26 protein-coding genes are annotated in these 26765 nt (G+C 74.1%); 13 read left to right on the top strand and 13 right to left on the bottom strand.

Translation table 11 applies throughout. The annotated features are described in order from the left end of the window. Positions 1-96: 96 nt before the first annotated feature. Entirely contained in the window at positions 97-669 is a 573-nt protein-coding gene (locus ACU436_RS08370) for a TetR/AcrR family transcriptional regulator (RefSeq protein ID WP_459023318.1), read from the bottom strand. A gap of 58 nt (positions 670-727) precedes the next feature. Between ACU436_RS08370 and ACU436_RS08365 the strand changes: the two genes are divergently transcribed. After that, positions 728-1546: an alpha/beta hydrolase family protein gene (locus ACU436_RS08365; protein ID WP_459023316.1), complete on the top strand. Its 819-nt coding sequence runs from the start codon at positions 728-730 to the stop codon at positions 1544-1546. A gap of 15 nt (positions 1547-1561) precedes the next feature. Here ACU436_RS08365 and ACU436_RS08360 read toward each other — a convergent pair whose 3' ends face one another. Further along, a complete protein-coding gene (locus tag ACU436_RS08360; RefSeq protein WP_459023314.1) occupies positions 1562-1972 on the bottom strand; it encodes a PPOX class F420-dependent oxidoreductase in 411 nt (136 codons plus the stop codon). 95 nt (positions 1973-2067) lie between these two features. Between ACU436_RS08360 and glgP the strand changes: the two genes are divergently transcribed. Then, positions 2068-4611, top strand: coding sequence for an alpha-glucan family phosphorylase (gene glgP / locus ACU436_RS08355; protein WP_459023312.1), 2544 nt, complete (start codon positions 2068-2070; stop codon positions 4609-4611). A gap of 7 nt (positions 4612-4618) precedes the next feature. Here the strand turns inward: glgP and ACU436_RS08350 are convergent, their stop codons facing one another. From ACU436_RS08350 to ACU436_RS08340, 3 genes are read right to left on the bottom strand one after another with little or no spacing between them, the layout of a single operon-like run. Next, the gene (locus tag ACU436_RS08350) at positions 4619-5245 is read right to left on the bottom strand and encodes a TetR/AcrR family transcriptional regulator (RefSeq protein ID WP_459023310.1); all 627 of its coding nucleotides are present in this window, start codon (positions 5243-5245) and stop codon (positions 4619-4621) included. A gap of 4 nt (positions 5246-5249) precedes the next feature. Beyond that, positions 5250-7748 carry a PEP/pyruvate-binding domain-containing protein gene (locus ACU436_RS08345; RefSeq protein WP_459023309.1) on the bottom strand — a complete coding sequence of 833 codons (2499 nt, stop codon included), beginning with the start codon at positions 7746-7748 and terminating at the stop codon, positions 5250-5252. Next, positions 7745-9196: an MFS transporter gene (locus tag ACU436_RS08340; RefSeq protein WP_459023307.1), complete on the bottom strand. Its 1452-nt coding sequence runs from the start codon at positions 9194-9196 to the stop codon at positions 7745-7747. The genes ACU436_RS08345 and ACU436_RS08340 overlap by 4 nt, the downstream gene beginning before the upstream one ends. Positions 9197-9304: 108 nt before the next feature. Here ACU436_RS08340 and ACU436_RS08335 point away from each other — a divergent pair, with 108 nt between their 5' ends. After that, positions 9305-9511: an FmdB family zinc ribbon protein gene (locus ACU436_RS08335; protein WP_459023306.1), complete on the top strand. Its 207-nt coding sequence runs from the start codon at positions 9305-9307 to the stop codon at positions 9509-9511. Between the two features lie 105 nt (positions 9512-9616). Here ACU436_RS08335 and glgX read toward each other — a convergent pair whose 3' ends face one another. Beyond that, entirely contained in the window at positions 9617-11617 is a 2001-nt protein-coding gene (gene glgX, locus ACU436_RS08330) for a glycogen debranching protein GlgX (RefSeq protein WP_459023304.1), read from the bottom strand. 92 nt (positions 11618-11709) lie between these two features. Here glgX and ACU436_RS08325 point away from each other — a divergent pair, with 92 nt between their 5' ends. The 4 genes from ACU436_RS08325 to ACU436_RS08310 all read left to right on the top strand — a co-directional run bounded on the left by ACU436_RS08325 (position 11710) and on the right by ACU436_RS08310 (position 15528). Then, entirely contained in the window at positions 11710-12474 is a 765-nt protein-coding gene (locus tag ACU436_RS08325) for an ABC transporter ATP-binding protein (protein WP_459023302.1), read from the top strand. Between the two features lie 142 nt (positions 12475-12616). Then, the gene (locus ACU436_RS08320) at positions 12617-13948 is read left to right on the top strand and encodes an MFS transporter (protein ID WP_459023300.1); all 1332 of its coding nucleotides are present in this window, start codon (positions 12617-12619) and stop codon (positions 13946-13948) included. A gap of 123 nt (positions 13949-14071) precedes the next feature. Further along, positions 14072-14752, top strand: coding sequence for an alpha/beta fold hydrolase (locus ACU436_RS08315; RefSeq protein ID WP_459023298.1), 681 nt, complete (start codon positions 14072-14074; stop codon positions 14750-14752). Further along, a complete protein-coding gene (locus tag ACU436_RS08310) occupies positions 14749-15528 on the top strand; it encodes an enoyl-CoA hydratase/isomerase family protein (RefSeq protein ID WP_459023297.1) in 780 nt (259 codons plus the stop codon). The genes ACU436_RS08315 and ACU436_RS08310 overlap by 4 nt, the downstream gene beginning before the upstream one ends. Positions 15529-15882: 354 nt before the next feature. Here the strand turns inward: ACU436_RS08310 and ACU436_RS08305 are convergent, their stop codons facing one another. The 4 genes from ACU436_RS08305 to ACU436_RS08290 all read right to left on the bottom strand — a co-directional run bounded on the left by ACU436_RS08305 (position 15883) and on the right by ACU436_RS08290 (position 18659). Then, entirely contained in the window at positions 15883-16230 is a 348-nt protein-coding gene (locus ACU436_RS08305) for a hypothetical protein (protein ID WP_459023295.1), read from the bottom strand. A 34-nt stretch (positions 16231-16264) separates the two neighbouring features. Next, positions 16265-16972 (bottom strand): dihydrofolate reductase family protein, encoded by a 708-nt coding sequence (locus tag ACU436_RS08300; protein WP_459023293.1) that lies wholly within the window; start codon positions 16970-16972, stop codon positions 16265-16267. A gap of 96 nt (positions 16973-17068) precedes the next feature. After that, positions 17069-18301 carry an RNA polymerase sigma factor gene (locus ACU436_RS08295; protein ID WP_459023291.1) on the bottom strand — a complete coding sequence of 411 codons (1233 nt, stop codon included), beginning with the start codon at positions 18299-18301 and terminating at the stop codon, positions 17069-17071. Further along, the gene (locus tag ACU436_RS08290) at positions 18288-18659 is read right to left on the bottom strand and encodes a YciI family protein (RefSeq protein ID WP_459023289.1); all 372 of its coding nucleotides are present in this window, start codon (positions 18657-18659) and stop codon (positions 18288-18290) included. The genes ACU436_RS08295 and ACU436_RS08290 overlap by 14 nt, the downstream gene beginning before the upstream one ends. Before the next feature lie 53 nt (positions 18660-18712). Between ACU436_RS08290 and ACU436_RS08285 the strand changes: the two genes are divergently transcribed. The 4 genes from ACU436_RS08285 (at position 18713) to ACU436_RS08270 (ending at position 22198) form a co-directional block, all read left to right on the top strand. Beyond that, positions 18713-19666, top strand: a complete 954-nt coding sequence (locus tag ACU436_RS08285) for a class I SAM-dependent methyltransferase (RefSeq protein WP_459023287.1) — start codon at positions 18713-18715, stop codon at positions 19664-19666. Next, positions 19663-20808, top strand: a complete 1146-nt coding sequence (gene macS, locus ACU436_RS08280; RefSeq protein WP_459023286.1) for a MacS family sensor histidine kinase — start codon at positions 19663-19665, stop codon at positions 20806-20808. Before ACU436_RS08285 ends, macS begins: the two co-directional genes overlap by 4 nt. A 17-nt stretch (positions 20809-20825) precedes the next feature. Continuing rightward, positions 20826-21458, top strand: a complete 633-nt coding sequence (locus ACU436_RS08275; protein ID WP_459024292.1) for a response regulator — start codon at positions 20826-20828, stop codon at positions 21456-21458. A 137-nt stretch (positions 21459-21595) separates the two neighbouring features. Further along, positions 21596-22198, top strand: a complete 603-nt coding sequence (locus ACU436_RS08270; protein ID WP_459023285.1) for a LuxR C-terminal-related transcriptional regulator — start codon at positions 21596-21598, stop codon at positions 22196-22198. 11 nt (positions 22199-22209) lie between these two features. On the opposite strand, the gene ACU436_RS08265 is transcribed toward ACU436_RS08270, so the two are convergent. Beyond that, a complete protein-coding gene (locus ACU436_RS08265; protein ID WP_459023283.1) occupies positions 22210-23139 on the bottom strand; it encodes a nucleoside hydrolase in 930 nt (309 codons plus the stop codon). Then, positions 23136-23972 carry a ribokinase gene (locus tag ACU436_RS08260; RefSeq protein WP_459023281.1) on the bottom strand — a complete coding sequence of 279 codons (837 nt, stop codon included), beginning with the start codon at positions 23970-23972 and terminating at the stop codon, positions 23136-23138. The genes ACU436_RS08265 and ACU436_RS08260 overlap by 4 nt, the downstream gene beginning before the upstream one ends. A 67-nt stretch (positions 23973-24039) precedes the next feature. On the opposite strand from ACU436_RS08260, the gene ACU436_RS08255 reads away from it, so the two are divergent. Next, positions 24040-24789 carry an acyltransferase gene (locus tag ACU436_RS08255; RefSeq protein ID WP_459023279.1) on the top strand — a complete coding sequence of 250 codons (750 nt, stop codon included), beginning with the start codon at positions 24040-24042 and terminating at the stop codon, positions 24787-24789. Between the two features lie 525 nt (positions 24790-25314). Next, entirely contained in the window at positions 25315-25473 is a 159-nt protein-coding gene (locus tag ACU436_RS08250) for a hypothetical protein (RefSeq protein WP_459023278.1), read from the top strand. Between the two features lie 24 nt (positions 25474-25497). Here the strand turns inward: ACU436_RS08250 and ACU436_RS08245 are convergent, their stop codons facing one another. Continuing rightward, positions 25498-26757, bottom strand: coding sequence for a glycosyltransferase family 4 protein (locus ACU436_RS08245; protein ID WP_459023276.1), 1260 nt, complete (start codon positions 26755-26757; stop codon positions 25498-25500). Between the last annotated feature and the right edge of the window lie 8 nt (positions 26758-26765).

Here is a 26765-nt window from a genome sequence, read left to right as displayed (position 1 = left end):
AAACCTACCTACCCGATCCGCCCGGCAGCAGAACGGGGAGCGCGCGTTCACCCGTTGGTCACCGCAACGATTCAGAATACCCGGGAGCCGGCGCCCTCACCGGGTATCACCAGCCGTGATTCCCGCGATCAACCAGCGCAGCCCGCGGTCGAAGTTGTCCCGTAGTTCGGGGCCGGGGACCGGTCGCTCGTCGGGAGCGCCGTCGAAGGCGGCGAACCCGATCGTGTACACGATCAGGACGCGCAGGGCCTCGCGGGCCGCGTCGCCGGTGACCCCGGCCGCCGCCAGGTGCTCGAGCATGACGGCGCCGAGGTGTCGCGCGTTCTCGCCGCGCGCCCCCTGGCGGGTGAGGAAGGCCGGCACCAGTTGCGGCTGGCGCAGCAATACCTCGTGGGCGGACGTCATCAACCGGTGCATCGCGTCGCCGGGATCGTCGCCCGGTCCGGGGTCGGGCGCGTCCACCTGCGCGAGCACCCGGTCCAGGACGCCGTCCACCAGTTCGGTCTTGTCCGCGACGTGGCTGTAGAGCGCGTTCGGCGCGACGCCGAGCCGCTGTGCGACGGCGCGCATCGTCACCGTTCCGCGCTCGGCGATCAGGTCGGTGGCGGCGTCGAGGACGCGGTCTCGGCTCAGCCCGGCGCGCTGGCCGGGGCCTCGGGTGCCCTGCACCTTGCGAACTGTACATTGTTCAGTTAAATTGGACAGCGTACAGCTTGAAGGAGGAGTCATGGCAGTCGCAACCGCGATCACCGGCACCGCGGCGGGAGTCCCGTTCCTCGCGGTTCCCCCGGAAGGAGACCGCGCGGCCACGCCCGTCGTCGTCGCGTGGCACCTGATGGACCCGCCGCGCACCGAGGCGGCGTTCGCTGCGGCGCTACCCCTCGCCGGGCTGGACGCATGGCGGATCTACCTCGGCTTGCCCATGCACGGGGCGCGGTTCCCCGACGACGGCGTCGACGGGCTGATGCGGCTCGGCTACGAGGACGCGGTGCAGAACCTGTACGGGCCGATCAGCGCGCGGGCGGCGGCGGAGTTCACGCCCGCCTACGCGGAGCTGCGGGGGCGGCTCGGCTTCCGGGACGGGCCGATCGGGCTGCTCGGCGGGTCGCTCGGTTCGGCCGTCGCGCAGCTCGTGGTCGCGGGCGGCGGGTTCGACGTCGCCGCGGCGGTGCTGGTCAGCCCGCTGGCACAATTGAACGCGGTGGTCGAGGCGGTGGGCCGCAAGTTCGGGATGAGCTACCCGTGGTCGGAGCCGGCGCTCGAGATCGCCGGGCGGCTGGACTTCGTGGCGCGCGCCGACGAGGTGGCGGCGTGCCCGGCCACGCTGCTCGTGGTGGGCGAGGACGACGACGAGCAGGGCTTCCGGGCACCGGCCCGGAAACTGCGCGACGCGCTCGCGCGGCGGGTGCGGGCCGAGCTCGTGGTCGTGCCCGGGATGCCGCACGCCTTGGCGGAGGAGCCCGGCATCGAGCCCGCGCCGCGGCTGCCCGCGGCCGCCGAGGCGGACCGGCTGGCCGTGGACTGGTTCGCCCGGCACCTGCGGTGAGCGGGCGGAAGCCCGTCAGCCGGAACGGTCGGGGCCGGCCCGGACGAGCTCGATCCGCAGCAGCACCCGCTCTTCCCGCCGCATGGCCTCCCGGTAGCCGTCCCAGTCGTCGTGCTCGCCGGAGACGCGCCGGTAGTAGTCGACGAGGCCGTCCATCGCGGCCGGCAGGGACACGATCTCCGTCCGGCCCTCGACCTGAACCCACCGCCCGAAGAACCCGTCCGGCAGCACGCACAGCCACGACCGCGGGTCCCGGCGCAGGTTGCGCACCTTGAGGGCGGTCTCGCGGGTGCTCACCAGGACACGTCCCCCGTCGTCCACCGCGACCAGCACCGGCGACATCTGCGGGGTGCCGTCGCCGCGCATCGTGGCGAGGACGGCCCGGTGCTGCTCGCGGAGGACGTCCCGCGCGTCGTCGAGGTCCATCGCACGACCGTAATGGCCGGTGAGCGGGCCCCGTCAACGCGGGGTGTGGCGAGTTCTGGACCGATCTCGGGATCCATTCCTCTATGGTCTGGAGGGTGAAGGCTCTTCGCAGGTTCACCGTCCGCGCCCAGCTGCCTTCGGCGCTGGCCCCGCTGCAGACCCTGGCCACCAACCTGCGCTGGACCTGGCACACCCCCACCCAGGACCTCTTCGCCACGCTCGACCCCGACGCGTGGGAGCGCGCGGGGCACGACCCGGTCCGGTTGCTCGGGGAGATCCCGTCGGCGAGGCTCGCCGAGCTGGCCAAGGACGCCGACACCGTCGTGACGGTGCGGGAGCTGGCCGACGACCTCGGGAGCTACCTGCAGGAGCCGCGCTGGTACCAGCTGGAGCGCGAGGACGACCCCACGCTGCCCGCGGCAGTGGGCTACTTCTCCATGGAGTTCGGCGTGAGCGAGGTGCTGCCGAACTACTCCGGCGGCCTCGGGGTGCTCGCGGGCGACCACCTGAAAGCCGCCTCCGACCTCGGCGTACCGCTGATCGGCGTCGGGCTGCTCTACCGCTCCGGATACTTCCGCCAGTCGCTCTCGCTCGACGGCTGGCAGCTCGAGCACTACCCCGTGCTCGACCCGCAGGGCCTCCCGCTGCAGCTCCTCCTCGACGCCGAGGGCGAGCCCATGCTCGTCCAGGTGGCGATGCCGCGCGGCCGCGCGCTGAAGGCGCGCGTCTGGCAGGCCACCGTCGGACGCGTGCCGTTGCTGCTGCTCGACTCCGACATCGAGGAGAACGAGCCCGACCTGCGTGGCGTCACCGACCGCCTCTACGGAGGCGACCAGGACCACCGGATCAAGCAGGAGATCCTCGTCGGAATCGGCGGAGTGCGCGCCGTGCGTGCGTTCTGCGCCAGCACCGGGCTCCCGGCGCCGGAGGTGTTCCACACCAACGAGGGGCACGCCGGCTACCTCGGGCTGGAGCGCATCCGCGAGCTGCACGAGCGCGACGGGCTCTCGTTCGACGAGGCCGTGGCCGCGGTCCGGGCGGGCACCGTCTTCACCACGCACACCCCGGTACCGGCCGGCATCGACCGGTTCCCGCTCGACCTCGTGCGGCACTACTTCTCCGACGAGATGCTGCCCGGCGTTCCGATGGACCGCGTGCTCGCGCTGGGCGCCGAGGAGAACCCCAACATGTTCAACATGGCGCACATGGGCCTGCGGCTGGCCCAGCGCGCCAACGGCGTCTCCCGGCTGCACGGCGCGGTCTCGCGCGGCATGTTCGGCCCGCTGTGGGACGGCTTCGACCGCGACGAGGTGCCGATCGGCTCGGTCACCAACGGCGTGCACGGCGCCACCTGGGAGGCGCGGGAGGTCACGGCGCTCCTCGGGGACGCCGGCTCGTCCGGGAACAGCACGCCGCGCGAGCCGGTCTCGGACGAGATGCTCTGGGAGCTGCGCGGGGCGCTGCGCGCAAGGCTGGTGTCCGAGGTGCGCCGCCGGGTGCGGGAGGCGTGGCTGCAGCGCGGGGCGTCCACGCCGGAGCTGTCCTGGACCGACCACGTCTTCGACCCGGAGGTGCTCACCGTCGGGTTCGCCCGCCGCGTGCCCACCTACAAGCGGCTCACGCTGATGCTGCGCGACAAGGACCGGCTGCGTGACCTGCTGCTCGACCCGCACCGGCCGGTGCAGCTCGTCGTCGCCGGGAAGAGCCACCCCGCCGACGACGGCGGCAAGGCGCTGATCCAGGAGATCGTCCGGTTCGCCGACGACCCCGCGGTGCGCCACCGCATCGTCTTCCTGCCCGACTACGACATGTCGATGGCGCGGTACCTGTACTGGGGCTGCGACGTGTGGCTGAACAACCCGTTGCGGCCGCTGGAGGCCTGCGGCACGTCCGGCATGAAGTCGGCGCTGAACGGCGGGCTCAACCTGTCGATCCGCGACGGCTGGTGGGACGAGTTCTACGACGGCGCCAACGGCTGGGCGATCCCCACCGCCGACGGCATCGACGACCCGATCCGGCGCGACGACCTGGAGGCCAACGCCCTCTACGAGCTGCTCGCCACGCAGGTGGCGCCCGCGTTCTACGAGCGCGTGGACGGGGTGCCGGCGCGGTGGGTGGAGCTGGTGCGCCACACGCTCACCACCCTGCGCCCGCAGGTGCAGGCCACCCGGATGGTGCGCGAGTACGTCGAGGACTGGTACGCGCCCGCCGCGCGGGCGGCCGCCCGGATCTCCGGCGACGACTTCGGCCCGGCGCGGGAGCTGGCCGCGTACCGGTCGCGTCTCAACGCCTCCTGGCAGCGGGTGCAGATCACCGGCGTCGACGCGTCGGGGCTGCCGGACACCCCCGAGGTGGGCGCGCCGATGACCGTGCGCGCGTCGGTGCAGCTGGCCGGGCTCGCCCCGCGCGACGTCGCGGTGGAGGCCGTGATCGGGCGCGTCGGCGAGACCGACGACCTCGGCGAGGCGGTCACCGTGGCGATGGAGCACGTCGGCGTGGCGGACGGGATGGGCGAGCGGTTCGAGTCGATGGTCAAGCTGCCGCACGCCGGGCTCGCCGGCTACACCGTGCGCGTGCTCCCGTCCCACCCGCTGCTGGCCTCGTCGGCGGAGCTCGCCAAGATCGTCCTGCCCGGCTGACGCCCGGTCACGCCCTCGGCAGCTGAAGCAGCGGGATCGTCACCTCGTCCACGATCTCGGTGATCACGTCGTCCGGGATCGGGACGCCGCGGGTGAGGAAGTGGTACCGCAGCAGGGCGTGCCCGGACTCGAGCCGGCGTTCCGTCACGGCGGCCGGGTGCACCTCACCCCGCTCGACCGCGCGGCGCACGATCTCGCGCATCGCCGCCTGGCTGTTGCCGCGCGCGTAGGAACGCACCTGCCGGGCCTTGTCCGGGTGACCGAGAGCGTCGCTCATGACCCCGCCCAGCGCCTGGCCGGCCGGGCCCGCCAGCCGGTCGGCGACCGCTCGCATCACCGCGAGGAGGTCGCCGCGCAGGCCGCCCGTGTCCGGTGGCGAGGCCGCGTCGGGGAAGACGTGGTACACCGCGTCCATCACCAGCTCGACCTTGCTCGGCCACCGCCGGTACAGCGACGCCTTGCTCGCACCCGCCCGCTCGGCCACCCGCTCCACCGAGAGCTGCGAGTAGCCCACCTCGGAGAGCTCGGCGAGCGCCGCATCGAGGATCGCGCTCTCGAGCGCGGCGCCGCGCCTGCGCGGCCGCTTCCGGTGGTCGACGTCCGCTTCGGTTGCGCTCCGTGCCGGGGAACTCACGCCCTCAGTCTCCCGTGACCCGGCCGCTGTCGCCGTCGACCGTCACGACCCGACCGTCGACGAGGACGCTCGTGCCGATGGCCGAGCCCATCACGGCCGGGATCCCGTACTCCCGCGCGACGATCGCGGCGTGCGACCCGCTGCCGCCGGTGTCGACGACGACGGCGGCGGCCCGCTGGAAGAGCGGTGTCCACGACGGGTTCGTGTACGGGCAGACGAGCACGTCACCGCTGCGCAGCTGCCCGAAGTCCGCCACCTCGCGGATCACCCGAACCGGCCCGCTGGCCCGCCCACCGCTTGCCGGCGTGCCCGTGACCAGTGCGTCTCCCGCGGCCGCGCGGTCGGGGAAGAGGACCGAGGGCGCGATGAGCGGCACGCCCGCCAGCTCCGCCCGGCGCGCCGCCCGGCTGCGCACCGCGGCTCGCACCCGTTCCACGTCGGCCGGGGGGAGCGTGGCCGGGTCGCCGAGCTCCTCCAGCTCGCCGAGGCGCAGGTGCAGCACGTCGTCCCCATCGCGCAGCACGCCCGCCGCGGCCAACCGGCGGCCCATCTCCAGCACGGCGTGGCGCAGGGCCGGGAGTACGCGGGTGCCGTGGAAGTGGCTGTCCTCGCGGAAGGCGATCCCGCTGCGGGCCTCGGCGAGCAGCCGGCGGACGCGCCGCTCGGAGCGGGTCAGCCGCACCAGCGGGTGCGCCAGCAGTTGCCGTTCGGCCTTCTCCGCCCGGTCGGCGGCCGGTGCCGGCGGGGCGTCCTCCACCAGGACCTTCACCATGCCCAGCACGGTGGCGGGCGCGTCGCTCCACGTCGGCGTGGACATCAGCAGCGGGCTCGTCGTCTCCCGGTGGCCGTACTCGTCGAGGAAGGCCGCGAACGCCGCGCGGAAGTCGGCGAACGCCGGATCCTGCGCGATCCGCTCCGCGAGGGCCTCCGGTTCGAGCCCGAAGACGGCGCGCAGCGCCCCGTCGGCGCGCACGCGCTCGGCGAGCCGCAGCAGCTCCCGGTTGGCGTCCTCGGTGCGGGTGCGCGTGCCGAGCGTCAGCCCGGAGAGGTCGCGGCGGCGCAGCAGCGCCTGGAGCAGGCGCAACCGCACCAGGTCGACCGCGACCCGGGGCAGGTAGTCGACCCGCAGGTCGGTGACGACGTCCACGACGTCGAACGCGCGCTGGGGCAGCCGGCGCAGCGCGTCCCAGCCGAGCGTGCGCACGTCGACGGCGGCGAGCTCGAGCGTCTCCCGCTCGAAGCGGATGTACCGCGGGTCGCGCGTCCAGTCGGCCGGGCGGTGGCGCCGGATCCGAGGCAGGTTGCGGGCCGGTGCGCTGAGCAGCTTGCGGGTGGGCCGAGGCTGCGGCGGAACGTAGGAGTCCACGACGCCGTCGATCTCCGGGAGCACGTCGGCGAAGTCGAGGTGCAGCCCGGGGATCTCCCCGAGCATCCGGTGGACCATCCGCCCGATGCCCCGCTCGATCCAGCCGCTCGTGTCCATGGGGTAGGGCCGGATCGGCAGGTACTCGGCGATCTGCGGGCCGGTGAGGCGCTGGATCCGGGACAGGCGGACCGGTGGCGGCGGGAGGGCCGTCATCGGGCGGGCCTGCACCAGCCAGACCCGTCCGTCGGCCCACGCCCACTCGATGTCCTGCGGCCGGCCGAAGTGCCCGGCCACCAATCGGGCGAGCACGGCCAGCTCGGCGAGCACCGCGTCCGGGAGCTCCTCGCGCGCCTCGTCGGCTCCGTGCCGGTCGGTGTGGTGCTCGACCCCGCCGCCCTCGACCCCGCGCACCACGACCTCGCGCAGCCCGGGCCGCCGCTCGCGCACGCGCCCGTCCGTGTCGAGCACGTAGTGGTCGGGCGTGACCAGCCCGGACACCACGGCCTCACCCAGCCCGCTGCTCGCGTCGACGACGACCTCCCCGCGGTGACCGGTCACCGGGTTGGCCGTGAACAGCACGCCCGCGAACGCGGCCGGCACCATCCGTTGCACCACCACGGCGATCCGCACGGTGGCGGGATCGACGTCGCGGCGCGCCCGGTAGGCGATGGCGCGCTCCGTCCACAGCGACCCCCAGCAGCGGCGGACCGCGTCGATCAACGCGTCGGGGCCGACGATGTTGAGGTAGGTGTCCTGCTGGCCCGCGAAGGCGGCGCCGGGCAGGTCCTCCGCGGTGGCGCTCGACCGGACGGCCACCGGTCCGTTCCTGAGCAGCGCGTAGGCGTCGAGGATCGCGCCACGCAGCTCGTCGGGGACGTCGGCGGCCGCGAAGGCCGCCCGCAGGCCGGCGCCCTCGTCCCGCTCGGCCGTGGCGAGGGCCGGGCCGAGGCCCGCGTGCTCGACGACGGCCGCATAGGCATCGGTGGTGATCACGGCGCCGTCCGGGACCGGGAACCCGGCGCGGACCAGCTCGCCGAGGTTGGCGCCCTTGCCGCCGGCCGCCGCGAGGTCGTCGCGGCCGACGGCGGACAGCGGGAGCACGAAGCCCGTGGCGGGACGGGTGGGCGCGTGGGTCATCGAGCGCTCCTTTCCGAGGTGTTGCCGACGTGCGCGGTGTTGCGCAGCGGCCGGGCGGGCAGTGCGACGGCCAGCACGAAGGCCAGCCCGAGCAGCGGGGCGACGAACCCGAACACCGGGGGGACCGCGGCGCCGAAGGCGTCGCGCACGGTGGCGGGGAGGTGCGCGAGCCGTTCCGGGTCGAGGGTGGTGGCGATCTGCGCGTCGGTGCCCGGGGGCAGCGCGGCCGCGAACCGCGACGTGATCACGGCGCCGATCGAGGCGACCCCGGTGCTCGCGCCGATCTGGCGCAGGAACGTCACCGCGGAGGTGGCGGCCCCGAGGTCGCGGTGCTCGGCCCCGTTCTGCGCGACCAGCACCATCACCTGCATGACCATCCCGACGCCCAGTCCGACCAGCAGCAGGGCGGCGAGCAGCAACGGGAGCGGCGTCGTGCGCCCGATGGTGCCCAGCAGCGCGAGGCCGAGCGCGGCGGTGGCCGTCCCGGCGATGGGGAACGCCTTGTAGCGGCCGGTGCGGGTGATGATCCGGCCGGATGCCGTGGTGGTGACCAGCACTCCCGCCATCAGCGCGGTGACCACGAGGCCGGCCTGCGTGGCCGAGGCGCCACCGGCCACCTGGAGGTACGCCGGCAGGTAGCTGACGGTGCCGAACAGGGCGAAGCCGATGAGCACGCTCACGGCCGTGGGGATCGCGATCGAGCGCGTGCGGAACAGGCGCAGCGGCAGCACGGGGTCGGCGGCCCGGCTGGCGGTGGCCAGCCAGCCCGCCGCCGCCAGCACGGTGGCCGCGGCGACGAGCGGGGTGAGGCGGCCCGGGCCGCTGCTGAGCAGGACCACCCCCGTCACGGTGAGGGAGAGCGTCACGGTGCCGAGCACGTCGAACGGCGGGCGCTCGCGCGGCGTGGGCAGGCGCAACGTGCGGGCGACGACGATCAGCGCCACCAGGCCGAGCGGCGGGTAGAGCGCGAAGATCCAGCGCCACGTGAGGTGGTCGACGGCGAGCCCGCCCAGGAGCGGCCCGCCCACCGCCGCGACGACGTACACGCCGCCGAGCAGGCCGAGGTAGCGCCCGCGCTCCCGCGGGCTCACCACCTCGCCGAGCACGGCCTGGGCGCCGATCATGAGCCCGCCGCCTCCCGCGCCCTGGATGATCCGCCAGGCGACCAGCTCGGGCATCGACGTCGCCGTGGCGCAGAGGAAGGCGCCGAGCACGAAGACCACGATCGCCGCCAGCAGCACGGGCTTGCGTCCGAACCGGTCCCCGAGCTTGCCGTGCAGCGGCATCGAGACGGTGGCGGCCGCCAGGTACGCCGTGATCACGGCGGGCATGAGGTCGAACCGGCCGAGGTTCGCGGCCACGGCGGGCAGGGCCGGCGCCATCACCGTCTGGTCGAGGGCGCCGAGCAGCATCACGAGCATGAGACCCGGCAGCACGCGGCGCGCCATCCCGACCCCCTTAGAGAACGCTCCGTTCTCTGTGGAGGTTACTGGCCACGTCTAGGAAACGCAACGTTCACTTGCTCGCCACGCCGGCGTGGGACGTAAGCTCTGCCCGTGCCCCGCTACGACTTCCGCTGCCGCGAGTGCGGCTCGACCTTCGAGGTCAGCCGTCCGATGGCCGATGCCGCCGAGCCGGCGCGCTGCCCGGACGGGCACGACGACACGGTGAAGCTGCTCAGCACGGTCGCCGTGGGCGGGCGCGGTTCCGCTCCCGGGCCCGCAGGCGGCGGGTGCTGCGGGGGCGGTTGCTGCGGCGGCTGACGCCGCCTTGCCCGCACCGGCCCGGGCCACTTCACACATCGTGGCCGGGCCGCACACAAGGCCGGCCGTGTGTGAAGCCCGCCTCAGGTCTGTGAAGTCGCCGGGTCAGGGGACGCGGAGCAGCAGCAGCGAGCGCGGGGGCAGGGTGATCGTGGCGCCACCGAGGAGGGGGCGCGAGGTGGCCGGGACGCCGTCGTCGCAGGTGCTGTCGAGCTCGGGCGCGTAGGGGCCGCCCGGGGGGAGCGTGGCGGCCACCGCCTCCGTGCCCGCGTGCAGGAGCAGCAGCCACTCGCGGCGCAGCAGCCCGAGGGTCCGCAGGTGTACGTCGTGCCAGTCGGCGCCGCCGAGCCTGCGCCCGGACGGGTGCCACCAGAGCACCTCGCCGTCGCGGTAGAACCGGTCGCGGTGCAGGGCGGGGGAACTGCGCCTGATCGCCGCGACCCGGGCGGTGAAGGCGGCGAGCGCGCCGTCGCGCCCCGACCAGTCCACCCAGGACGTCTCGTCGTCCAGGCAGTAGGCGTTGTTGTTGCCGCCCTGCGTGCGCCACAGCTCGTCGCCGCCCAGCAGCATGGGCGTGCCGGTGGACAGCAGCAGCGTGGCCAGCATCGCGCGTGCCGCGGCGAGCCTGCGGGCCGCGCGCACCGGAGAGGTGGTCTCGCCCTCCTCGCCGAAGTTCTGCGAGCGGTTGTCGTCGGTGCCGTCGTGGTTGTCCTCGCCGTTGCGCTCGTTGTGCTTGTTCCCGTAGGAGACCAGGTCGCGCAGGGTGAACCCGTCGTGCGCCGTGACGAAGTTGATCGACGCCCACGGTCGCCTGCCCGAGATCCGGTACAGGTCGGAGCTCCCGGTGAGCCGGGACGCGACCTCGCCGATGCTGCCGTGACCGCGCCAGAAGTCGCGCAGGGCGTCGCGGTAGCGGCCGTTCCACTCCGACCAGGCCACGCCGAACCCGCCCACCTGGTAGCCCTCGCCGGTGGCGTCCCACGGCTCCGCGATGAGCTTCGCGGTGGTCAGGACCGGGTCGACGGCGATCGCGGTGAGCAACGGCGCGTGGGGATCGAAGGGGCCGGAGCGGGGCCGGCCGAGCACGCTGGCCAGGTCGATCCGGAAGCCGTCGACGCCCATCACCGTGACCCAGTGCCGCATCGCGTCGCAGACGAGCCGGATCACGGTGGGCGAGCCCGCGTCCAGGGTGTTGCCGGTGCCGGTGATGTCGGCGTCCTGCCCGTCGCTGCGCAGGGCGTAGTACGCGGGGGCGTCCAGGCCGCGGTAGGACAGTGTGGTGCCCCCGACCCCGCCCTCGGCGGTGTGGTTCGGCACGAGGTCGAGGATCACCTCGATGCCCGCGGCGTGCAGCGCCGCCACCATCGCGCGGAACTCCTCGATCTCGGCGCCCGGTCGGCTCGCGTAGCCGGCGTGCGGGGCGAGGAAGCCCAGGGTGGCGTAGCCCCAGTAGTTCGCGCGCCCGCGCTCCAGCAGCGGCGGCTCGTCCGCGATCGCCGCCACCGGCATCAGCTCCACGGCCGTGACGCCGAGCCGGCACAGGTGCTCGATCACGGCCGGGTGGGCGAGCCCGAGGTACGTGCCGCGGTGTTCCGGTGGCACGTCCGGGTGCATCTTGGTGTAGCCGCGCACGTGCAGCTCGGCGATCACCGTCTCCGACCACGGCACGTCGGGGCGCGGGCCGGGCGCCGCCTCGTCCGGTGGGGTGATGACCGACAGCGGTACGCGCCCGAGCGAGTCGACCGGGCTGGGCGGGCCGGTCATCGGATCGTCCACCCAGCCCCGGGCGGCCCGCAGGTCGGCCACGTGGCCGGTGATCCGCCGCGCGTAGGGGTCGACGAGGATCTTGGCGGGGTTGGCCCGGACGCCGTCCCACGGCCGGTACGGACCGTGCACGCGATAGCCGTAGCGCTGTCCCGGCCGCACCCCTTCGACGTAGCCGTGCCATACCCCGAACGTGCGCTCCGTGAGCGCCACCCGCTTCTCGGACGGGGCGTCGTCCAGACCGTCGACGAGGCAAACTTCTACGGCATCCGCGCTGGTCGAGGCCACGGCGAAGCGCACGCCACCCTCGTCGGCATGGGCACCCAGTGGGAAGACCGGCACGATCGGCGAGGATATGCCCCGTGGCTGCGCCCGGATCAAGCTCTGAGTTCCCAACTGCCACCGCTGGCGATCTCGCGGACACCGTCGTCCGGATGTCCGGGGTCACCGTCCGCCGTGGGGGGAGCACCCTGCTACGCGACGTCGACTGGACCGTTGAGCTCGACGAACGCTGGGTGGTCCTCGGCCCGAACGGCGCCGGGAAGACCACCCTGCTGCGCATCGCCGCGGCCGAGCTGCACCCGTCGGCCGGCACGGTGCACGTGCTCGGCGAGCAGCTGGGGCGCGTCAACGTGTTCGAGCTGCGGACCCGGATCGGCCTGACGTCCTCCGCGCTGGGGCTGCGGGTGCCGAACGACGAGACGGTGCGCGACGTCGTCGTCAGCGCGGGGTGGGGCGTGCTCGGCCGCTGGCGGGAACGCTACGACGCGGCCGACACCGATCGCGCCGACCGCCTGCTCGCCGCGCTGGGCATGCGGGGGTTCGCGGCCCGCGAGTACGGCACGCTGTCCGAGGGGGAGCGCAAGCGCACCCTGATCGCCCGTGCCCTCATGACCGACCCGGAGATGATCCTCTTCGACGAGCCGGCCGCAGGCCTCGACCTGGGCGGGCGCGAGGACCTCGTCGGGCGCCTCGCCGCGCTCGCCGCCGACCCGGACGCGCCGGCGTCGGTGCTGGTCACCCACCACGTCGAGGAGATCCCGGTGGGCTACAGCCACGCCCTGCTGCTGCGCGAGGGCGCGGTGGTGGCCGCCGGGCTCCTGGACGACGTGCTGACCGACGAGAACCTGAGCACGACGTTCGGCCTGCCGCTCTCGGTGCAGAAGCGGAGGGGCCGCTACACGGCCTGGCTGCGGTAGTCCGGGGAGATTTCGCTGTTCCGCTCCGACGCTGCACACCCTATGTTTGTCAGACAGACCGACAGACAGGTCGACCGACAGACGTCGCGCCGGCCGTGCGGGGGTGGCGGGCCGACACCATCCGGAAGGCGGCAACGCAACGATGCAGACGCAGAGCAGTCCGGTTCGGGCGGAGTCCACGCGGCGGGTGGCCCTCGCCAGCATGGTCGGGACGTCCATCGAGTGGTACGACTTCTTCATCTTCGGCACCGCGTCGGCGCTGGTGTTCGGGCAGCTGTTCTTCCCCACCTTCTCCGAGCTCGCCGGCACGCTGGCGGCCTTCGCCTCGTTCGCGGTCGGCTTCGTGGCCCGGCCGGTCGGCGGGCTGCTGTTCGGCCACGTGGGCGACCGCGTCGGGCGCAAGACCACCCTGATCGTGACGCTGACGATGATGGGCCTGGCCACCTTCGTGATGGGCATGCTGCCCACCTTCGCGACCATCGGGATCTGGGCCCCCGTCCTCATGGTCGTGCTCCGGTTCGTGCAGGGCATGGCGGTCGGCGGCGAGTGGGGCGGCGCGGTGCTGATGGCCGTGGAGCACTCGGACAAGAAGCGGCGGGGCTTCTTCGGCAGCTTCGCGCAGATGGGCAGCGCGGTCGGCGGGTTGTTGGCCACGGGCATGTTCCTGCTGATGCAGCAGCTGCCCGAGGAGGACTTCCTGGCGTGGGGCTGGCGGGTGCCGTTCCTGATCAGCATCGTGCTGGTGGGTGTCGGCCTGTTCATCCGGCTGCGCATCACGGAGTCCCCCGAGTTCACGCGGGTCCAGCAGACCGATGGCGTCGCGAAGGTGCCGGTGGTCGAACTGATGCGCAACGACCTCCGGAACGTGCTGCTGGCCGCGGGGCTGTACCTGGCGCACGGCGTGCTGTTCTACGCCATGACCGTCTACACGATCGCCTACACGACGAGCCAGTACGGCCTCGAGCGGAACCTCTACCTGGTGGGGGTCACCGCCGCGGGCGCGGTGCAGATCGTCACGATCCCCATCATGGGCATCCTGTCGGACCGGCTGGGCCGGCGCCCGGTGATCATCTTCGGCACCCTCTTCATCGCCCTGTTCGCGATCCCGCTGAACTTCATGATCACCTCGCAGGTCGCGGTGCTGGCCTGGCTCGCGGTGGTCATCTCCATCTGTGTCGGCCACAACGCCGTGTACTCGCCGACGGCCGCGCTGTACTCGGAGATGTTCCCCGCGCGCGTCCGCTACAGCGGCGCCTCCATCGGCTACCAGTTCGGCGGCGCGATCGCCGGGTTCGTCCCGCTCGTCGCCGCCTCGTTCGTCGGCGCCGCGGGCGGCGCCTACTGGCCCATCCCGGTGATGATCGCGCTCTCGGCGCTGATCGGCCTCGTCTGCATCCTGCTGGTGCGCCCGGCCGCCGAGGACCCGGTGCCCGCCGACCTGCCCCGGGAAGCCGTCCCTCCGGCGCCGGCCTGACGGCAGGGCCGGCCCATTCGCCGTCGGGTGCACCCGGCTGGACGCCCACGGGGCGGGGCGCGGGAAGCGGGTCACGAAACCGGTCGCCTTCTCCGCGTCGCCCCGTACTCCTAAATTGGGAGCATGACGACATTCGTGCTGGTCCCCGGCGCGGGCGGGCAGGCGTGGTACTGGCACCGCGTGGTGCCCGAGCTGCGGGCCAGGGGGCACGAGGTGATCGCGGTCGACCTCCCCGCCACCGACGACGGCGCCGGATTGGCCGAGTACGCCGACGTGGTGGTCGGCGCGATCGGGGATCGGCGCGATGGCCTCGTGCTCGTCGGCCAGTCGCTGGGCGGCTTCACCGTGCCGCTGGTGGCCGATCGGGTGCCGGTCGAGCGGATCGTGCTGCTCAACGCGATGGTCCCGAAGCCGGGTGAGTCCGGGGGAGCGTGGTGGGAGGTGACCGGCCAGGCCGAGGCGCGTGCCGCGTTCGCCGTCCGGGAGGGCCGGGCCGGGGACACGTTCGATCCGCTCGTCGACTTCTTCCACGACGTCCCGCCGGACGTCACGGCGGTGGCGATGGCCGGCGGCGCGAACCAGTCCGGCACCCCCTTCGAGAAGCCGTGGCCGCTCGCGGCGTGGCCGGAGGTGCCCACCCGGTTCCTGCAGGGCCGGGAGGACCGGTTCTTCCCGCTGGAGTTCCAGCGCCGGGTGGTGGCCGAGCGCCTGCCCGGCGTCGAGGTCGAGGAGCTGCCGGGCGGGCACCTCCTCGCGCTCAGCCGGCCCGTGGAACTGGTCGAGGCCTTACTGTCACGGGCGTGACCGAATTCGTGAGGCTCGACGTCGAGGGCGGTATCGGGACGATCCGGCTGGACCGGCCGCCCATGAACGCCTTCAACCGGCAGGTGCAGGAGGAGCTCAAGGCCTGCGCGGAGGAGGCCACCCGGCGTGCGGACGTGCGCGCGGTGGTCGTGTACGGCGGCGAGAAGGTGTTCGCTGCCGGTGCCGACATCAAGGAGATGGCCGGGCTGTCCTACGCGGACATGGCTTCCGTCGCCCGCAGGCTGTCGGCGTGCTTCGGTGCGCTGTCCGAGGTGCCCAAGCCCACGGTCGCGGCGATCACCGGCTACGCGCTCGGCGGCGGCATGGAGGTGGCGCTGGGCTGCGACCGGCGCGTCTGCGGCGACAACGCCAAGCTCGGGCAGCCCGAGATCCTGCTCGGCATCATCCCCGGCGGCGGTGGCACGCAGCGGATGTCGCGCCTGATCGGGCCGTCGCGCGCCAAGGACCTGATCTTCACCGGGCGGATGGTCGACGCGCAGGAGGCGCTCGGGATCGGGCTGGTCGACGAGGTCGTCCCGGCCGACGAGGTCTACGCCACCGCGCGGCGGTGGGCCGAGAAGTTCGCGAACGGGCCCGCCGTGGCGCTCGCCGCGGCGAAGAAGGCGATCGACGGCGGGCTGGACGTCGACCTGCGCACCGGGCTCGACATCGAGGCCGAGCTGTTCGCGGCGCTCTTCGCCACCGAGGACCGCAGGGCCGGCATGGAGTCGTTCATCGAGAACGGGCCGGGCAAGGCGAAGTTCGTCGGGCAGTAGGGGCCGAGGGGCGGCCGGCCCCCGGCGCAGGCTGCTCGCTCGCACATGAACTGTGGCGTTGGCACACCAACTGCAGTTGGTGCGTCGGCACCAAGGTTGGTGTGCGACGGCCCGGGAGAGGCCTCGCCGACGTAACCGTGTCCGCTCACGCATGCCTTGATTGCTCACGCCACCGGTCGACAGGTTGCCTAGGCGGAGACGCGTCGCGTCGACCGCAGGGCGCGAGGCGGGCCGGCCCACTCACACACCAACTCCGGCGCTCACACAGCAACTGCAGTTGCTGTGCCGGCACCACGGTTGGTGTGTGACGCCGCTGTTGGTGCGTGACGCCGCTCGCTTCGGCCGCCGGTGCGCTCAGGACGACAGGAGCGGCGGCGCGACGGTGACGATGCCGGCCACGGCGAATGCGAGCACCAGCACGGCGGCCACGCCGGCCACGGCGAACAGCACGCGCATCCGGGGCCCGGCGTGCGTCCAGGTCATGACCATCAGGGCCACCGGCACCACGAGCGCGCCGCACGCGAGCAGCAGCATGAGCAGTGGGACCAGGCCGGTGCCGCCGACCGCGGAGCTGCTCGCGACCAGCGCCGCCGCGAGCACGGTCGACACCACCACGACGGCCCCGTGCCCGGCGCCCGGCGCCAGGGCCTGGTGACTCGCGCCCCAGGCCCCGGCCGGCGGGTTCACGCGCGGCTCGTTCATCGCCGCGGATCCTAAAGGCCGGGCAAAGAGGTACCTATGCGGGCACCGTCTCCGTGCGGCCGCCGCCGCGGCCCCGGTCGTCGAGCAGCAGCGGGGCCCGCCCGGCGACGCGGTAGCGGACGTGGATGATGCCCGGCGTGTCGACGACCCGGGCCTGGACCAGCTCGATCCCCTCCTTGTCCCCCAGGTCGAGATCGGCGTCGAGCAGTCGCATGCCGCGCCCGAGCACCACGGGCGAGATGTGCAGCTCCAGCTCGTCGAGGAGGCCTGCGCGGATCACCTGCCGCACCAGGCGGCCGCCGCCGGCCACCGCCACGTCGCGGTCGCCCGCCGCGGCGCGCGCCTGCTCGACCGCGGCGGCGACCCCGTCGGTGACGTAGGTGAAGCTGGTGCCGCCGCGCCGGTGCAGGGTCACCCGGGGGCGGTGGGTCACCACGAACACCGGGGCCCGGAACGGCGGCTCCTCGCCCCACGGCACCTCGCCGCCGTCGAACATCCGCCGCCCCATCACGTAGGCGCCGGCGGCGGCGAACGTCTCGGCCATGATCTCCGAGTCGACGTCCTGCTCGCCACCCGCGAAGCCCAGGCGCTCCCGCCACGCCATCGCCTCGGTCGCCCAGCGGGTGACGCGGAAGAAGCCCGCGGCCTCCGCGGACTCCAGCCAGCTCCCGTCGCCGGTGTGCTCGGGGCCGGCGTAGAAGCCGTCCAGCGACACCGACATCTGCGCGGTCACCTTCGTCATGGCCCACCTCTCGGGTTCGGGGCGCCCCGGTGGCGCCCGTCCGCCGGGGGATCGGAGCCACCCGCCCGCGATCGACGGCACCCGGCGTGACCTGCGTCACGCCAGGTCGGCCGCCCGCCGGACGAGGTAGCGGCGCTCGGGGAGGCTGCCGGCGAGGCGCGCGGCCTCGCGCCACGCGTGCGCCGCCGCGTCCCGGTCGCCGTTGCGCTCCAGCAGGTGGGCGCGGACCGCGGCCAGCCGGTGGTGCGCCGCGAGCGGTCCGTCGTCCAGCTCGGCCAGCAGGTCCAGGGCCGCCCGCGGGCCGCGCACCTCGCCCAGCGCGACCGCCCGGTTGAGGGTGACGACCGGGTTGGGTGCCAGCTTCTCCAGCAGGTCGTACAGCGCGAGGACCTGCTGCCAGTCGGTGTCGGCGGCCGACGGGGCCTCCGCGTGCACCGCGGCGATCGCGGCCTGAACCTGGTACGGGCCGATCGGGGCCGTGGCCAGGGTCCGGGTGATCAGCTCGGTGCCCTCCGCGACGGCGCTGCGGTCCCAGGCCGCGCGGTCCTGCTCGGCCAGCGGGACCAGCTCGCCGTCCGCCCCGGTGCGGCCCGGCCCCCTGGCCTCCGTCAGCAGCATCAGGGCGAGCAGCCCGGCCACCTCGCCGGCCTCGGGGGTTCGCTCGTGCAACCTGCGGGTCAGGCGCACCGCGTGCCCGGTCAGCTCGACCCGCCGCAACGCGGGCCCGCTGGTGGCCGCGTACCCCTCGTTGAACATCAGGTAGAGCACGTGCAGCACCGCGGCGAGCCGCGCGTCGAGCTCGGGCCCGGACAGCGGGGCGAACCGGGCGCCCGCGTCGCGGAGCCGCTGCTTCGCCCGGACGATGCGCTGCGCCATCGTCGGCTCGGGCACCAGGAACGCCGCGGCGATCTCCGCGGTGGTCAGCCCGCCGACCGCCCGCAGGGTGAGGGCGACCTGCGCGCTCGGGCCGAGCGCGGGGTGGCAGCACAGGAACAGCAGCTCCAGCAGGTCGTCGCGCACCGGCTCGGCGTCCGGCGGCGGCGTGACGAGCGCGTCGCGCGGCGTTGCGTCGACGAGCGCGGCCTCGCGGCGGCTGCGGGCGGCGTCGGTGCGCAGCTGGTCGACGTACCGGCGCAGGGCGACCGTCCGCAACCATCCCGCCGGGTGCTCCGGCACGCCGTCCCGCGTCCACACCTCCAGCGCCGCGAGCAGGGCCTCCTGCAGCGCGTCCTCGGCACGGGCGAAGTCGCCGTACCGGCGCACGACGGACCCGAGGGCCTGCGGCGCGAGCTCGCGCAGCAGGTCCTCGACGTCGCTAGATGTCGCCACCGTCGCGCGTCATCAGCGGCCACACCTCCAGCCCGCCGCCCACCGTCGTGCCGAACCGCAGGGCGGGGTACGACCGGGCGATCTCCAGCGCCCGCGCCTCGTCGTCGACGTCCACCACGAAGTAGGAGCCGACGTACTCCTTCGCCTCCAGGTACGGCCCGTCGGTGACGATCGGGCCGTCGCCACCCATGCGGACCGCGTGGGGCCGGGTGACCAGGCCCTGGCTGTCCACCAGCTCCCCGGACGCCCGCAGCCCTTCGCTGAACGCGTCGACCTCGCCGACCAGGTCGGCGAAGTCGGCGGCGGGAAGGCTGTTCCAGATCCGCTCGTTGCCGTAGATCAACATCAGGTACTTCACCGCAGCTCCTCGACGGCCGGGACCGGTGGGTGTGCGGGATAGTGTCCCAACCCATGAGCACGCCAGATCCGGCCCCGAACCCGCACGCCACCGCCGAGCAGGTGGCGGCGGCGCGGCACGACCGGAAGCTGGCCAACGTGCTCTACCACGACTGGGAGGCCGGCACCTACGACGAGAAGTGGTCGATCTCCTACGACGAGCGCTGCATCACCTACGCCGCCGACCGCTTCCGGTACGCCGCGGGCGAGCGGGCCTGGCCGTACGGGCGGGCGCTCGAGCTGGGCAGCGGCACCGGGTTCTTCCTGCTCAACCTCATGCAGGCGGGGATCGCCACGCGCGGATCGGTCACCGATCTCTCGCCGGGCATGGTGCAGGCGGCACTGCGGAACGCGGAGCACCTCGGCCTCGACGTCGACGGCCGGGTCGCCGACGCCGAGCGCATCCCGTACGAGGACGCGACGTTCGACCTGGTCGTCGGGCACGCGGTGCTGCACCACATCCCGGACGTGGAGCTGGCGTTGCGCGAGGTGCTGCGCGTCCTCAAGCCGGGCGGGCGGTTCGTGTTCGCCGGCGAACCGACGCGGATCGGCGACCGCTACGCCCGGCGGCTCGGCTCCCTCACCTGGAAGGCCGTCACCACGATCACCAAGCTGCCCGCGCTGCAGGGGTGGCGGCGGTCGCAGGAGGAGCTCGACGAGTCGTCCCGCGCGGCCGCGCTGGAGGCGGTGGTGGACATCCACGTGTTCGACCCCGACGAGCTGGAGGCCACCGCGCGCCGGGCGGGCGCCGGGGACGTGCGGGTGGTCACCGAGGAGCTCACGGCCGCGATGGTCGGCTGGCCCGTGCGCACGTTCGAGGCCGCGGTGCCGCCGGGGAGGCTCGGGTGGGGCTGGGCGATGTTCGCGTACCGGTCCTGGCAGCGGCTGTCCTGGCTGGACGCCAACGTGCTCGCGCGCGTCGTCCCCCGCGCGTGGTTCTACAACGCGCTGGTGACCGGGACGAGATGACTCCGACCGGCGCCGACGTCGAGCACCCGCTCGAGCCGCTGTGGCGCGGGATGCTCGTGTACCGGGTGCTGACGCTGGTCAGCGCCTCGGCCGTGCTGCTGGTATCCCTCGACGAGTACGCCTCGACCACGGGAGCGGTGGCGGTGGTCGCCGGGATGGTGGCGTGGACGGCCGGCTCCGGCTACGCCTACCTGCGCAGGCCCGCCGGGCCGGACCGGCGCGGCCGGGTCGCCGTCGCCGACGTCGCGGTGACGGTCGCGGTCATGGCCACCACGCCGGTGGTGCAGACCCCGGCGCAGTTCGCGGGCGACGCGCCCGTGGTGGGCTCGATCTGGACGTCCGGTGCGGTGCTGGCCTGCGCGATCGCCTTCGGCGTGCCGGGTGGGATCGTGAGCGCGGCGGTCGTCTCCGCCGCGCTGGCGGGGTTCCAGGCGACGCTCCAGGACGAGCTGTACGACATCCAGCTGCTCGCGCTCGCCGGGCTGACCATCGGGTTCGCCTCCACCGTGCTGCGCCGCTCCGCCGAGCGCGTGCGCCGGGCCGTCGCCTCCGAGGCCGCCATGGCCGAGCGGGAGCGGCTGGCCCGCGCCGTGCACGACGGGGTGCTGCAGGTCCTCGGGTACGTGCGGCGGCGCGGCCGCGAGCTCGGCGGCGCGGCGGGCGAGCTCGGCACGCTGGCCGGGGAGCAGGAGGTCGCGCTGCGCACGCTGCTGACCAGCGGCTCGGCGGCCGTCGACGAGCGCGGCCACCGCGACCTCGCCGCCGCGCTGCGCGTGCTCGCGTCGTCGCGCGTCACGGTGTCGGCACCCGCCCATCCCGTCGAGCTGCCGGCGCACGCCGTCGACGAGCTGGTGGCCGTGGTGAGCACCGCGCTCGCCAACGTCGCGTTGCACGTCGGCGCGGAGGCGCCGGCCTGGGTGCTGCTCGAGGACGTCGGGGCCGGCGTGGAGATCAGCGTCCGGGACGAGGGGCCGGGCATCCCCGAGGGCAGGCTCGCGGCCGCCGAGGCGGAGGGGCGGATCGGGGTGGCCCGGTCGATGCGCGGCCGCGTGCACGACCTCGGTGGCACGATCAGCTGCGAGACCGGGCCCGGCCGGGGCACCGAGTGGATCATCGAAGTGGCGCGGGAGGACCGGGCGTGACGGACGGGATCACGGTGATGGTGGTCGACGACCACCCGATCTGGCGCGAGGGCGTTGCCCGCGACCTGACCGAGCGCGGCCTCGACGTGGTGGCCACCGCCCCGGACGCGGACGCCGCCGTCCGGATCGCCCGCGCCGTGCGGCCGCGCGTCGTGCTGATGGATCTCAACCTCGGTGAGACCACGGGCCTCCAGGCGATCGAGGGGATCCTCGACGCCCTGCCCGAGACCCGGATCCTCGTGCTCTCGGCGAGCGGCGAGCACGCCGACGTCCTGGAGGCGGTCAAGGCGGGGGCGGCGGGCTACCTCGTGAAGTCCGCGAGCGCGGAGGAGCTCCTCGCCGCCGTGCGGCGCACCGCGGACGGCTTCCCGGTGTTCACCCCGGGCCTCGCAGGCCTGGTGCTGGGGGAGTACCGCAGGCTCGCGGGGAGCGACCGGTCCGGCCCCGCGGTCCCGGCGCTCACCGAGCGGGAGACCGACGTGTTGCGCCTGGTCGCGAAGGGTCTCACGGCCCGACAGATCGGCGAACGGCTCGGTGTCTCGCACCGCACCGTCGAGACCCACGTCCAGAGCACGCTGCGCAAACTTCAGCTGCACAACCGCGTTCAGCTCGCCCGGTACGCGATCGAGAAGGGCATCGTCGAGGAGTGAGCACGGCCCGTCACCGCCTGCGCCGTACGGGTGATCACATCTGAACCGGCTCCGCGGACCCTCCCTCTTTGGGAGGATCCGGACATGATCGTGCGGCGGTGGGCGGCGTCGGCCGGATGAACCCTCAGGCTTCCGCCGTGCTCGTCACCGCAGCGTGCGACGTCCCGGACGTCGCGGCGGCACTCGTGCACGCGGGTGTCGACGTCGCCGGCAGCACCGGTCCGGCGGGGGCGCTCCCGCTCGTCGAGGAGCACCACCCGCAGGTGGTCGTCGTCGAGCTCGACGGTGGCTCAGCGGTCCTCGGCACGGTCGCGGAGCTCGCGGTCGCGGTTCCCCAGGTCCCCCTGCTCACCCTCTCCGCCGTGTCCGATCACGCCGTCGCGCTCGCCGCCGTGCGCGCCGGGGCGACCAGCCACCTCGCTGGCCCGGTGGAGCCCACGGAGCTCGCGGGTGCGGTGCGGCGCACCGCCGCCGGGGAGGTGGTGTTCAGCCCCGGCCTCGCCGACGTGCTGCTCGAGGAGTTCGGCCGCCCGGCCGCCGAGCGCGAGCGCCAGCTCACCGACCGGGAGTCCGACGTCGTGCGGCTCGTCGTGGAGGGGTTCACGGCGCGCCAGATCGCCACCCGCCTCGTGCTCTCCCCGCGCACGGTGGAGAACCACGTGCAGAACGTCCTCCGCAAGCTGCACCTGCACAGCCGGGCCGCGCTGGTGCGCTACGCGATCGAGCAGGGCCTCGCCTGAGTTCCCCGGGATCAGCCGAGGCGGCGCAGGCGCTCCAGGATCTCGGCCAGCACCTTGTCGGTGTCGGCGTCCATGGCCACCTGCACCGGTGCGCCGGAGCCCGCGGGCATGCCCACGGTCGCGCCGCGGGCCGGGCCGAGGTCGCAGGCCACCGCCATCGGGGTCGGCGTCGGGCGCAGCGTCCCGGGGAGCACGGCCTCCAGCACCGCCACCGCGTCGTGCACGGCCACGGCGTCGATGCCGTAGCGCTCGCGGAACGCCGCCCGGTAGTGGGTGATCACGCCGGCGAGCGCGGCGCCGCGCGGACCGCCCGCGGCGAGCGCCTCGATCCACTCGGGGCCCGCCGGGCAGCGCAGGGTGAGGTCCAGCGGCACCATCGTGACCGGGACGTCGTCCTGCGTGAGCACGCGGTGCGCGGCCTCCGGGTCGGAGTACGCGTTGAACTCGGCCGTACCTGTGGTGTTGCCGGCGCCCAGCGAGCCGCCCATCCAGACGATCCGCCCGATCCGCGGCGCCAGCTCCGGGTGCGCCGCCAGCAGGAGCGCGATGTTCGTCAGGGGCCCGATCGGCACGAGCGTCACCGGCCGGTCGGACGCGCGCAGCACCGACGCGAGCAGTTCCACCGCGGGCTGCGGCCCCGGGGCCACCGGCTCGGGGAGCGTGGTCGCCCGCCCGCCGAGCCCGTCGTTGCCGTGCCATTCCGCCGCCCGCTCGCGCTGCGGATGGACGAGCGGGCGCGCGGCACCCGCGGCGATCGGGATGTCGGCACGGTCGTACAGCGCGAGGAGGCGGCCCGCGTTCGCGGTGGTGAGGTCCAGCGCGACGTTGCCGAAGACCGTCGTGACGGCCTTCAGCTCCACCTCGGGCGACGCGAGCGCGAGCATGATCGCGACCGCGTCGTCGACCCCCGGGTCCGTGTCGATCACCATCGGTGTGCTCACAGGACGGCCTCCAGTTCGGCGACGGTCGGCAGCGACGGCTGCGCGCCCGCCTTCGTGACGGCCAGCGCCCCGGCGGCGCAGGCCCGGCGCAGCGCCTCGCTGTCGGAGGCGCCGTCGAGCAGCGCGACGGTGAGCGCCGCGGTGAACGTGTCGCCCGCCGCGGTGCCGTCCACCACGGTGACGGGCGGGGGCTCCGCACGGGCCACCTCGTGACCACCGCGGCGCAGCACCGCGCCCTTGCCGCCGTAGGTGACGGCGACCGCGCCCGCGGCGTCGAGCCCGTCGATCGCGGCGTACTCGGCGGAGTTGACGACCATGAGGTCGACGCGGCGGATCAGCTCGGGGTCCAGGGGCCGCGCGGGCGCCGCGTTGAGCACGACCATGCCCGTGGCGAGCCGCACGGTGTCGGCGACGGCGGTGTCCGGGATCTCCAGGACCGTGAGCACGGCGTCGGCGTCGCGGACGTCGTCCGGCGTCACGGTGAGGCCGGCGTTGGCCCCGGCGATCACCACGATCGTGGTCTCGCCCGCGTCGTCCACGGTGATGAGGGCGTGGCCGGTGGGCTCGCCCGGCTCGCGGCGCAGGCGGCCGAGCTGCACCCCGTCCGCGGCGAGCAGGGCGAGTGCCTCGTCGGCGGCCGCGTCGGTGCCCACCGCGGCCACCATCGTGACGTCGGCGCCCAACCGCCGTGCCGCCAGGGCCTGGTTCGCGCCCTTCCCGCCGGGCACCCGCCGCAACCCGCTCGCGGCGAGCGTCTCGCCCGGCTCGGGAAGGCGTGGCACCCGGGCCACGAGGTCGAGGTTGACGCTGCCGATCACGGCGATCCGGGACACGCCGCAGACGTTCGCCGATCACCGCCGCCGGCGCAAGCGGCCCGGCCCGCGTCATAGGGTCGCGCCCATGACGAGCATGTGGGGGGCGCCGCTGCGCCACCGGTGGGGACGCGCGGGTCGGCGCGACCCGCGGCAGGCCCGCTTCCTCACGCTCGCCTCGCTGCGCTGGGTGCTCCGCCATCGCGCGTACACGCCCTGGTACCTCGTGCGCTACTGGCGGCTCCTGCGGTTCCGCCTCGCCAACCCGCACGTGGTGCTGCGCGGCATGGTGTTCCTCGGCAAGCGCGTGGAGCTGCACGCGCGCCCCGGCTACGGCCGGCTGGAGATCGGCCGGTGGGTCCACATCGGCGACGGCAACGCGATCCGCTGCCACGAGGGGTCGCTGCGCATCGGCGACAAGGTCGTGCTCGGGCGGCAGAACACGATCAACTGCTACCTGGACGTCGAGATCGGCGCCGCCACGATCGTCGCCGACTGGGTGTACGTCACCGACTTCGACCACCGCACCGAGGACGTGCACTCACCCATCAAGGACCAGGGCATCGTCAAGACGCCGGTGCGGATCGGCCCCGACTGTTGGCTCGGCGTGAAGTCGACCGTGCTGCGGGGTTCCCGCGTCGGCCGCGGGTGCGTGCTCGGCGCGCACGCCGTCGTCCGCGGTGACGTGCCGGGCTACTCGATCGCCGTCGGCGCACCCGCCCGCGTCGTGCGGGACCGGAAGGCCGACTACGACGCCGCGGCGAAGCAGCGCGCCGCGCTCGCCGACGTCGCCCGCAAGACCGCCGCCGCGGTGCAGGAGAGGCTTACCCAGCCCTGAGCAAGCCGGGCCTGCTGCATCGCTCATCTCCCGGTGCGGTTCGATCAGCGGAAACGGGACCTCGCGTGCACCACGCAGGGGCCGCAGCGACGCTGAGGTGCGACTCGCAGCCCATGATCAGCCCGAGCAGCACACCGTGAGGTACTGCTCGGACCGGCCGACGGCCGGTTGCCGCGTTCCGCGGAACACCCCGCGTCCCGACGCGTGGCGACCTTGATCGTCGAGTGCGGTCACAGAGCCGCACGGATGCGGCCTGAGGACCGCATGCGCTGATCAAGCCTGGGCAGCGCACCCCCGATTCGGCAACATCCTCCAAGTGAGCGTGACGTCCCGATCCTGGCGATCACGCCCGCGGCCCCGCCTCCGGTGGCGCCGCTCGCCACGGCCGGAGTTGCTCAGGACCTCCTAGCAGTCCCTCGTAGGTGTGAGCCTCGGCATGCCGAGATCGTTGCGGGAACGAAGCCGGCACCCACTCCGTTGGTCACGGTGGAATCACAAACCGTTCCGAGAGGAAGCGTTCCGACCATGAAGGACGCCACCGTCCGCCGCCTGCAGGAGCTGGAGGAGGAGTACACCTTCGCGGTGAATGCGGCGGTAGGCGAGAACCGCGACGACCTCGTGGAGCAGCTCGCCACCGAGTACCCCGACGCGGCACTCGACGTGCTGCGCAGCAGCGCGGCCTGAGCTAGTGGTTCCCGGCGGGAACCACTAGTCCCGCCCGAAGGCGTTCCCGGTAGGGATCTTCGGGCGGCCCGGCTCGGCCGCGCCGCCCCGGGCGGCCGTCGCGTACACCGACGCGGTGTCCTCGGCGATGCGCCCCCACTCGAAAGCGCTCCCCAGACGCTTCCGCGCAGCGCGGGCCCGGCGGACGGCAGCCGCAGGGTCGTCGAGAACGGCACCCGCGGCCGCGGCCAGGCCGGCGATGTCACCGGGCGCGAACGACAGACCCGTCTCGCCGTTCACCACCACCTCACCGAGGCCACCCGCCGTGGAAGCCACCAGCGGCGCACCCGCCGCGGCGGCCTCCAGCGCCACGATCCCGAACGGCTCGTAGCGGCTCGGCAGCACCACCGCGTCCACGGCGCGGAGCAGGGCCGAGAGGTCGGCGTCGGGCAGGTGGCCGGTGAACGTCACGCTCCGGCGCACCCGGCGCTTCTCGACCGCGGCCACGAGCTGGTCGTGGGCGGTCCCGGTGCCGGTCACCACCACCCGGGTGCCCGGGTGCGCGCGCCGGATCCGGGGCAGCGCCGCGATCAGGTCCTGCACGCCCTTCTCGTACTCCAGGCGGCCGAAGTACATCAGCACGGGCGCGCCGCCGGGCGCGTACCGCTCGCGCACGGCGCGCACCCGGGCCGCGTTCGCCTGCCAGCGCCGCGGCGCGATGCCGTTGTGCCGCACCACGATCGGACCGGGGTCCACGTCGAACAGCTCGGCCACCTCGGTCCGCATGGCCGCGGAGCACGTGATCAGCGTGTCGGCGCGGTGCGCGAGCCACCACTCGGCGGAGTGCACCTGCCGGGACAACGGCGAGGAGAGCCAGCCGGCGTGGCGACCCGCCTCCGTGGCGTGGATCGTCGCGACGAGCGGGACCTCGAGCACCTCCGCCAGCGCGATCGCCGGGTGCGCCACGAGCCAGTCGTGGGCGTGCACCACGTCCGGGCGCCAGGACGGGAGCAGCCGGGTCAGCGCGGCTCGCAGCATCCCGTGCCCCATCGCGAGCGTCCACGCCACGAGGTCGCGGTCGAACTCCAGGTGCGGCGGGTCCTCGGCCGCGCGCAGCACGCGCACGCCGTCCAGCAGCTCGTCGCTGGTCGGGTGCGTCGAGGCGTCGCTCCCCGCGGGCTGCCGGGAGAGCACCACGACCTCGTGCCCGGCCGCGGCCAGCTCCGTGGCGAGGGCGTGCACGTGCCGGCCCAGCCCGCCGACGACGACGGGCGGGTACTCCCACGAGACCATCAGCACGCGCACCCGTGGAA

It is taken from the genome of Pseudonocardia wallangbongensis, assembly GCF_054486945.1.
This window is presented reverse-complemented; position numbering and strand designations above follow the sequence as displayed.

What these genes read in the sequence shown, in the direction of transcription:
- ACU436_RS08365 (WP_459023316.1), top strand. Translation starts at nt 728, where the DNA reads ATGGCAGTCGCAACCGCGATCACCGGCACCGCGGCGGGAGTCCCGTTC.
- ACU436_RS08360 (WP_459023314.1), bottom strand. Translation starts at nt 1,972, where the DNA reads ATGGACCTCGACGACGCGCGGGACGTCCTCCGCGAGCAGCACCGGGCC.
- ACU436_RS08345 (WP_459023309.1), bottom strand. Translation starts at nt 7,748, where the DNA reads ATGACCCACGCGCCCACCCGTCCCGCCACGGGCTTCGTGCTCCCGCTG.
- ACU436_RS08340 (WP_459023307.1), bottom strand. Translation starts at nt 9,196, where the DNA reads ATGGCGCGCCGCGTGCTGCCGGGTCTCATGCTCGTGATGCTGCTCGGC.
- ACU436_RS08325 (WP_459023302.1), top strand. Translation starts at nt 11,710, where the DNA reads ATGTCCGGGGTCACCGTCCGCCGTGGGGGGAGCACCCTGCTACGCGAC.
- ACU436_RS08320 (WP_459023300.1), top strand. Translation starts at nt 12,617, where the DNA reads ATGCAGACGCAGAGCAGTCCGGTTCGGGCGGAGTCCACGCGGCGGGTG.
- ACU436_RS08315 (WP_459023298.1), top strand. Translation starts at nt 14,072, where the DNA reads ATGACGACATTCGTGCTGGTCCCCGGCGCGGGCGGGCAGGCGTGGTAC.
- ACU436_RS08305 (WP_459023295.1), bottom strand. Translation starts at nt 16,230, where the DNA reads ATGAACGAGCCGCGCGTGAACCCGCCGGCCGGGGCCTGGGGCGCGAGT.
- ACU436_RS08300 (WP_459023293.1), bottom strand. Translation starts at nt 16,972, where the DNA reads ATGACGAAGGTGACCGCGCAGATGTCGGTGTCGCTGGACGGCTTCTAC.
- ACU436_RS08285 (WP_459023287.1), top strand. Translation starts at nt 18,713, where the DNA reads ATGAGCACGCCAGATCCGGCCCCGAACCCGCACGCCACCGCCGAGCAG.
- macS (WP_459023286.1), top strand. Translation starts at nt 19,663, where the DNA reads ATGACTCCGACCGGCGCCGACGTCGAGCACCCGCTCGAGCCGCTGTGG.
- ACU436_RS08275 (WP_459024292.1), top strand. Translation starts at nt 20,826, where the DNA reads ATGGTGGTCGACGACCACCCGATCTGGCGCGAGGGCGTTGCCCGCGAC.
- ACU436_RS08255 (WP_459023279.1), top strand. Translation starts at nt 24,040, where the DNA reads ATGACGAGCATGTGGGGGGCGCCGCTGCGCCACCGGTGGGGACGCGCG.
- ACU436_RS08250 (WP_459023278.1), top strand. Translation starts at nt 25,315, where the DNA reads ATGAAGGACGCCACCGTCCGCCGCCTGCAGGAGCTGGAGGAGGAGTAC.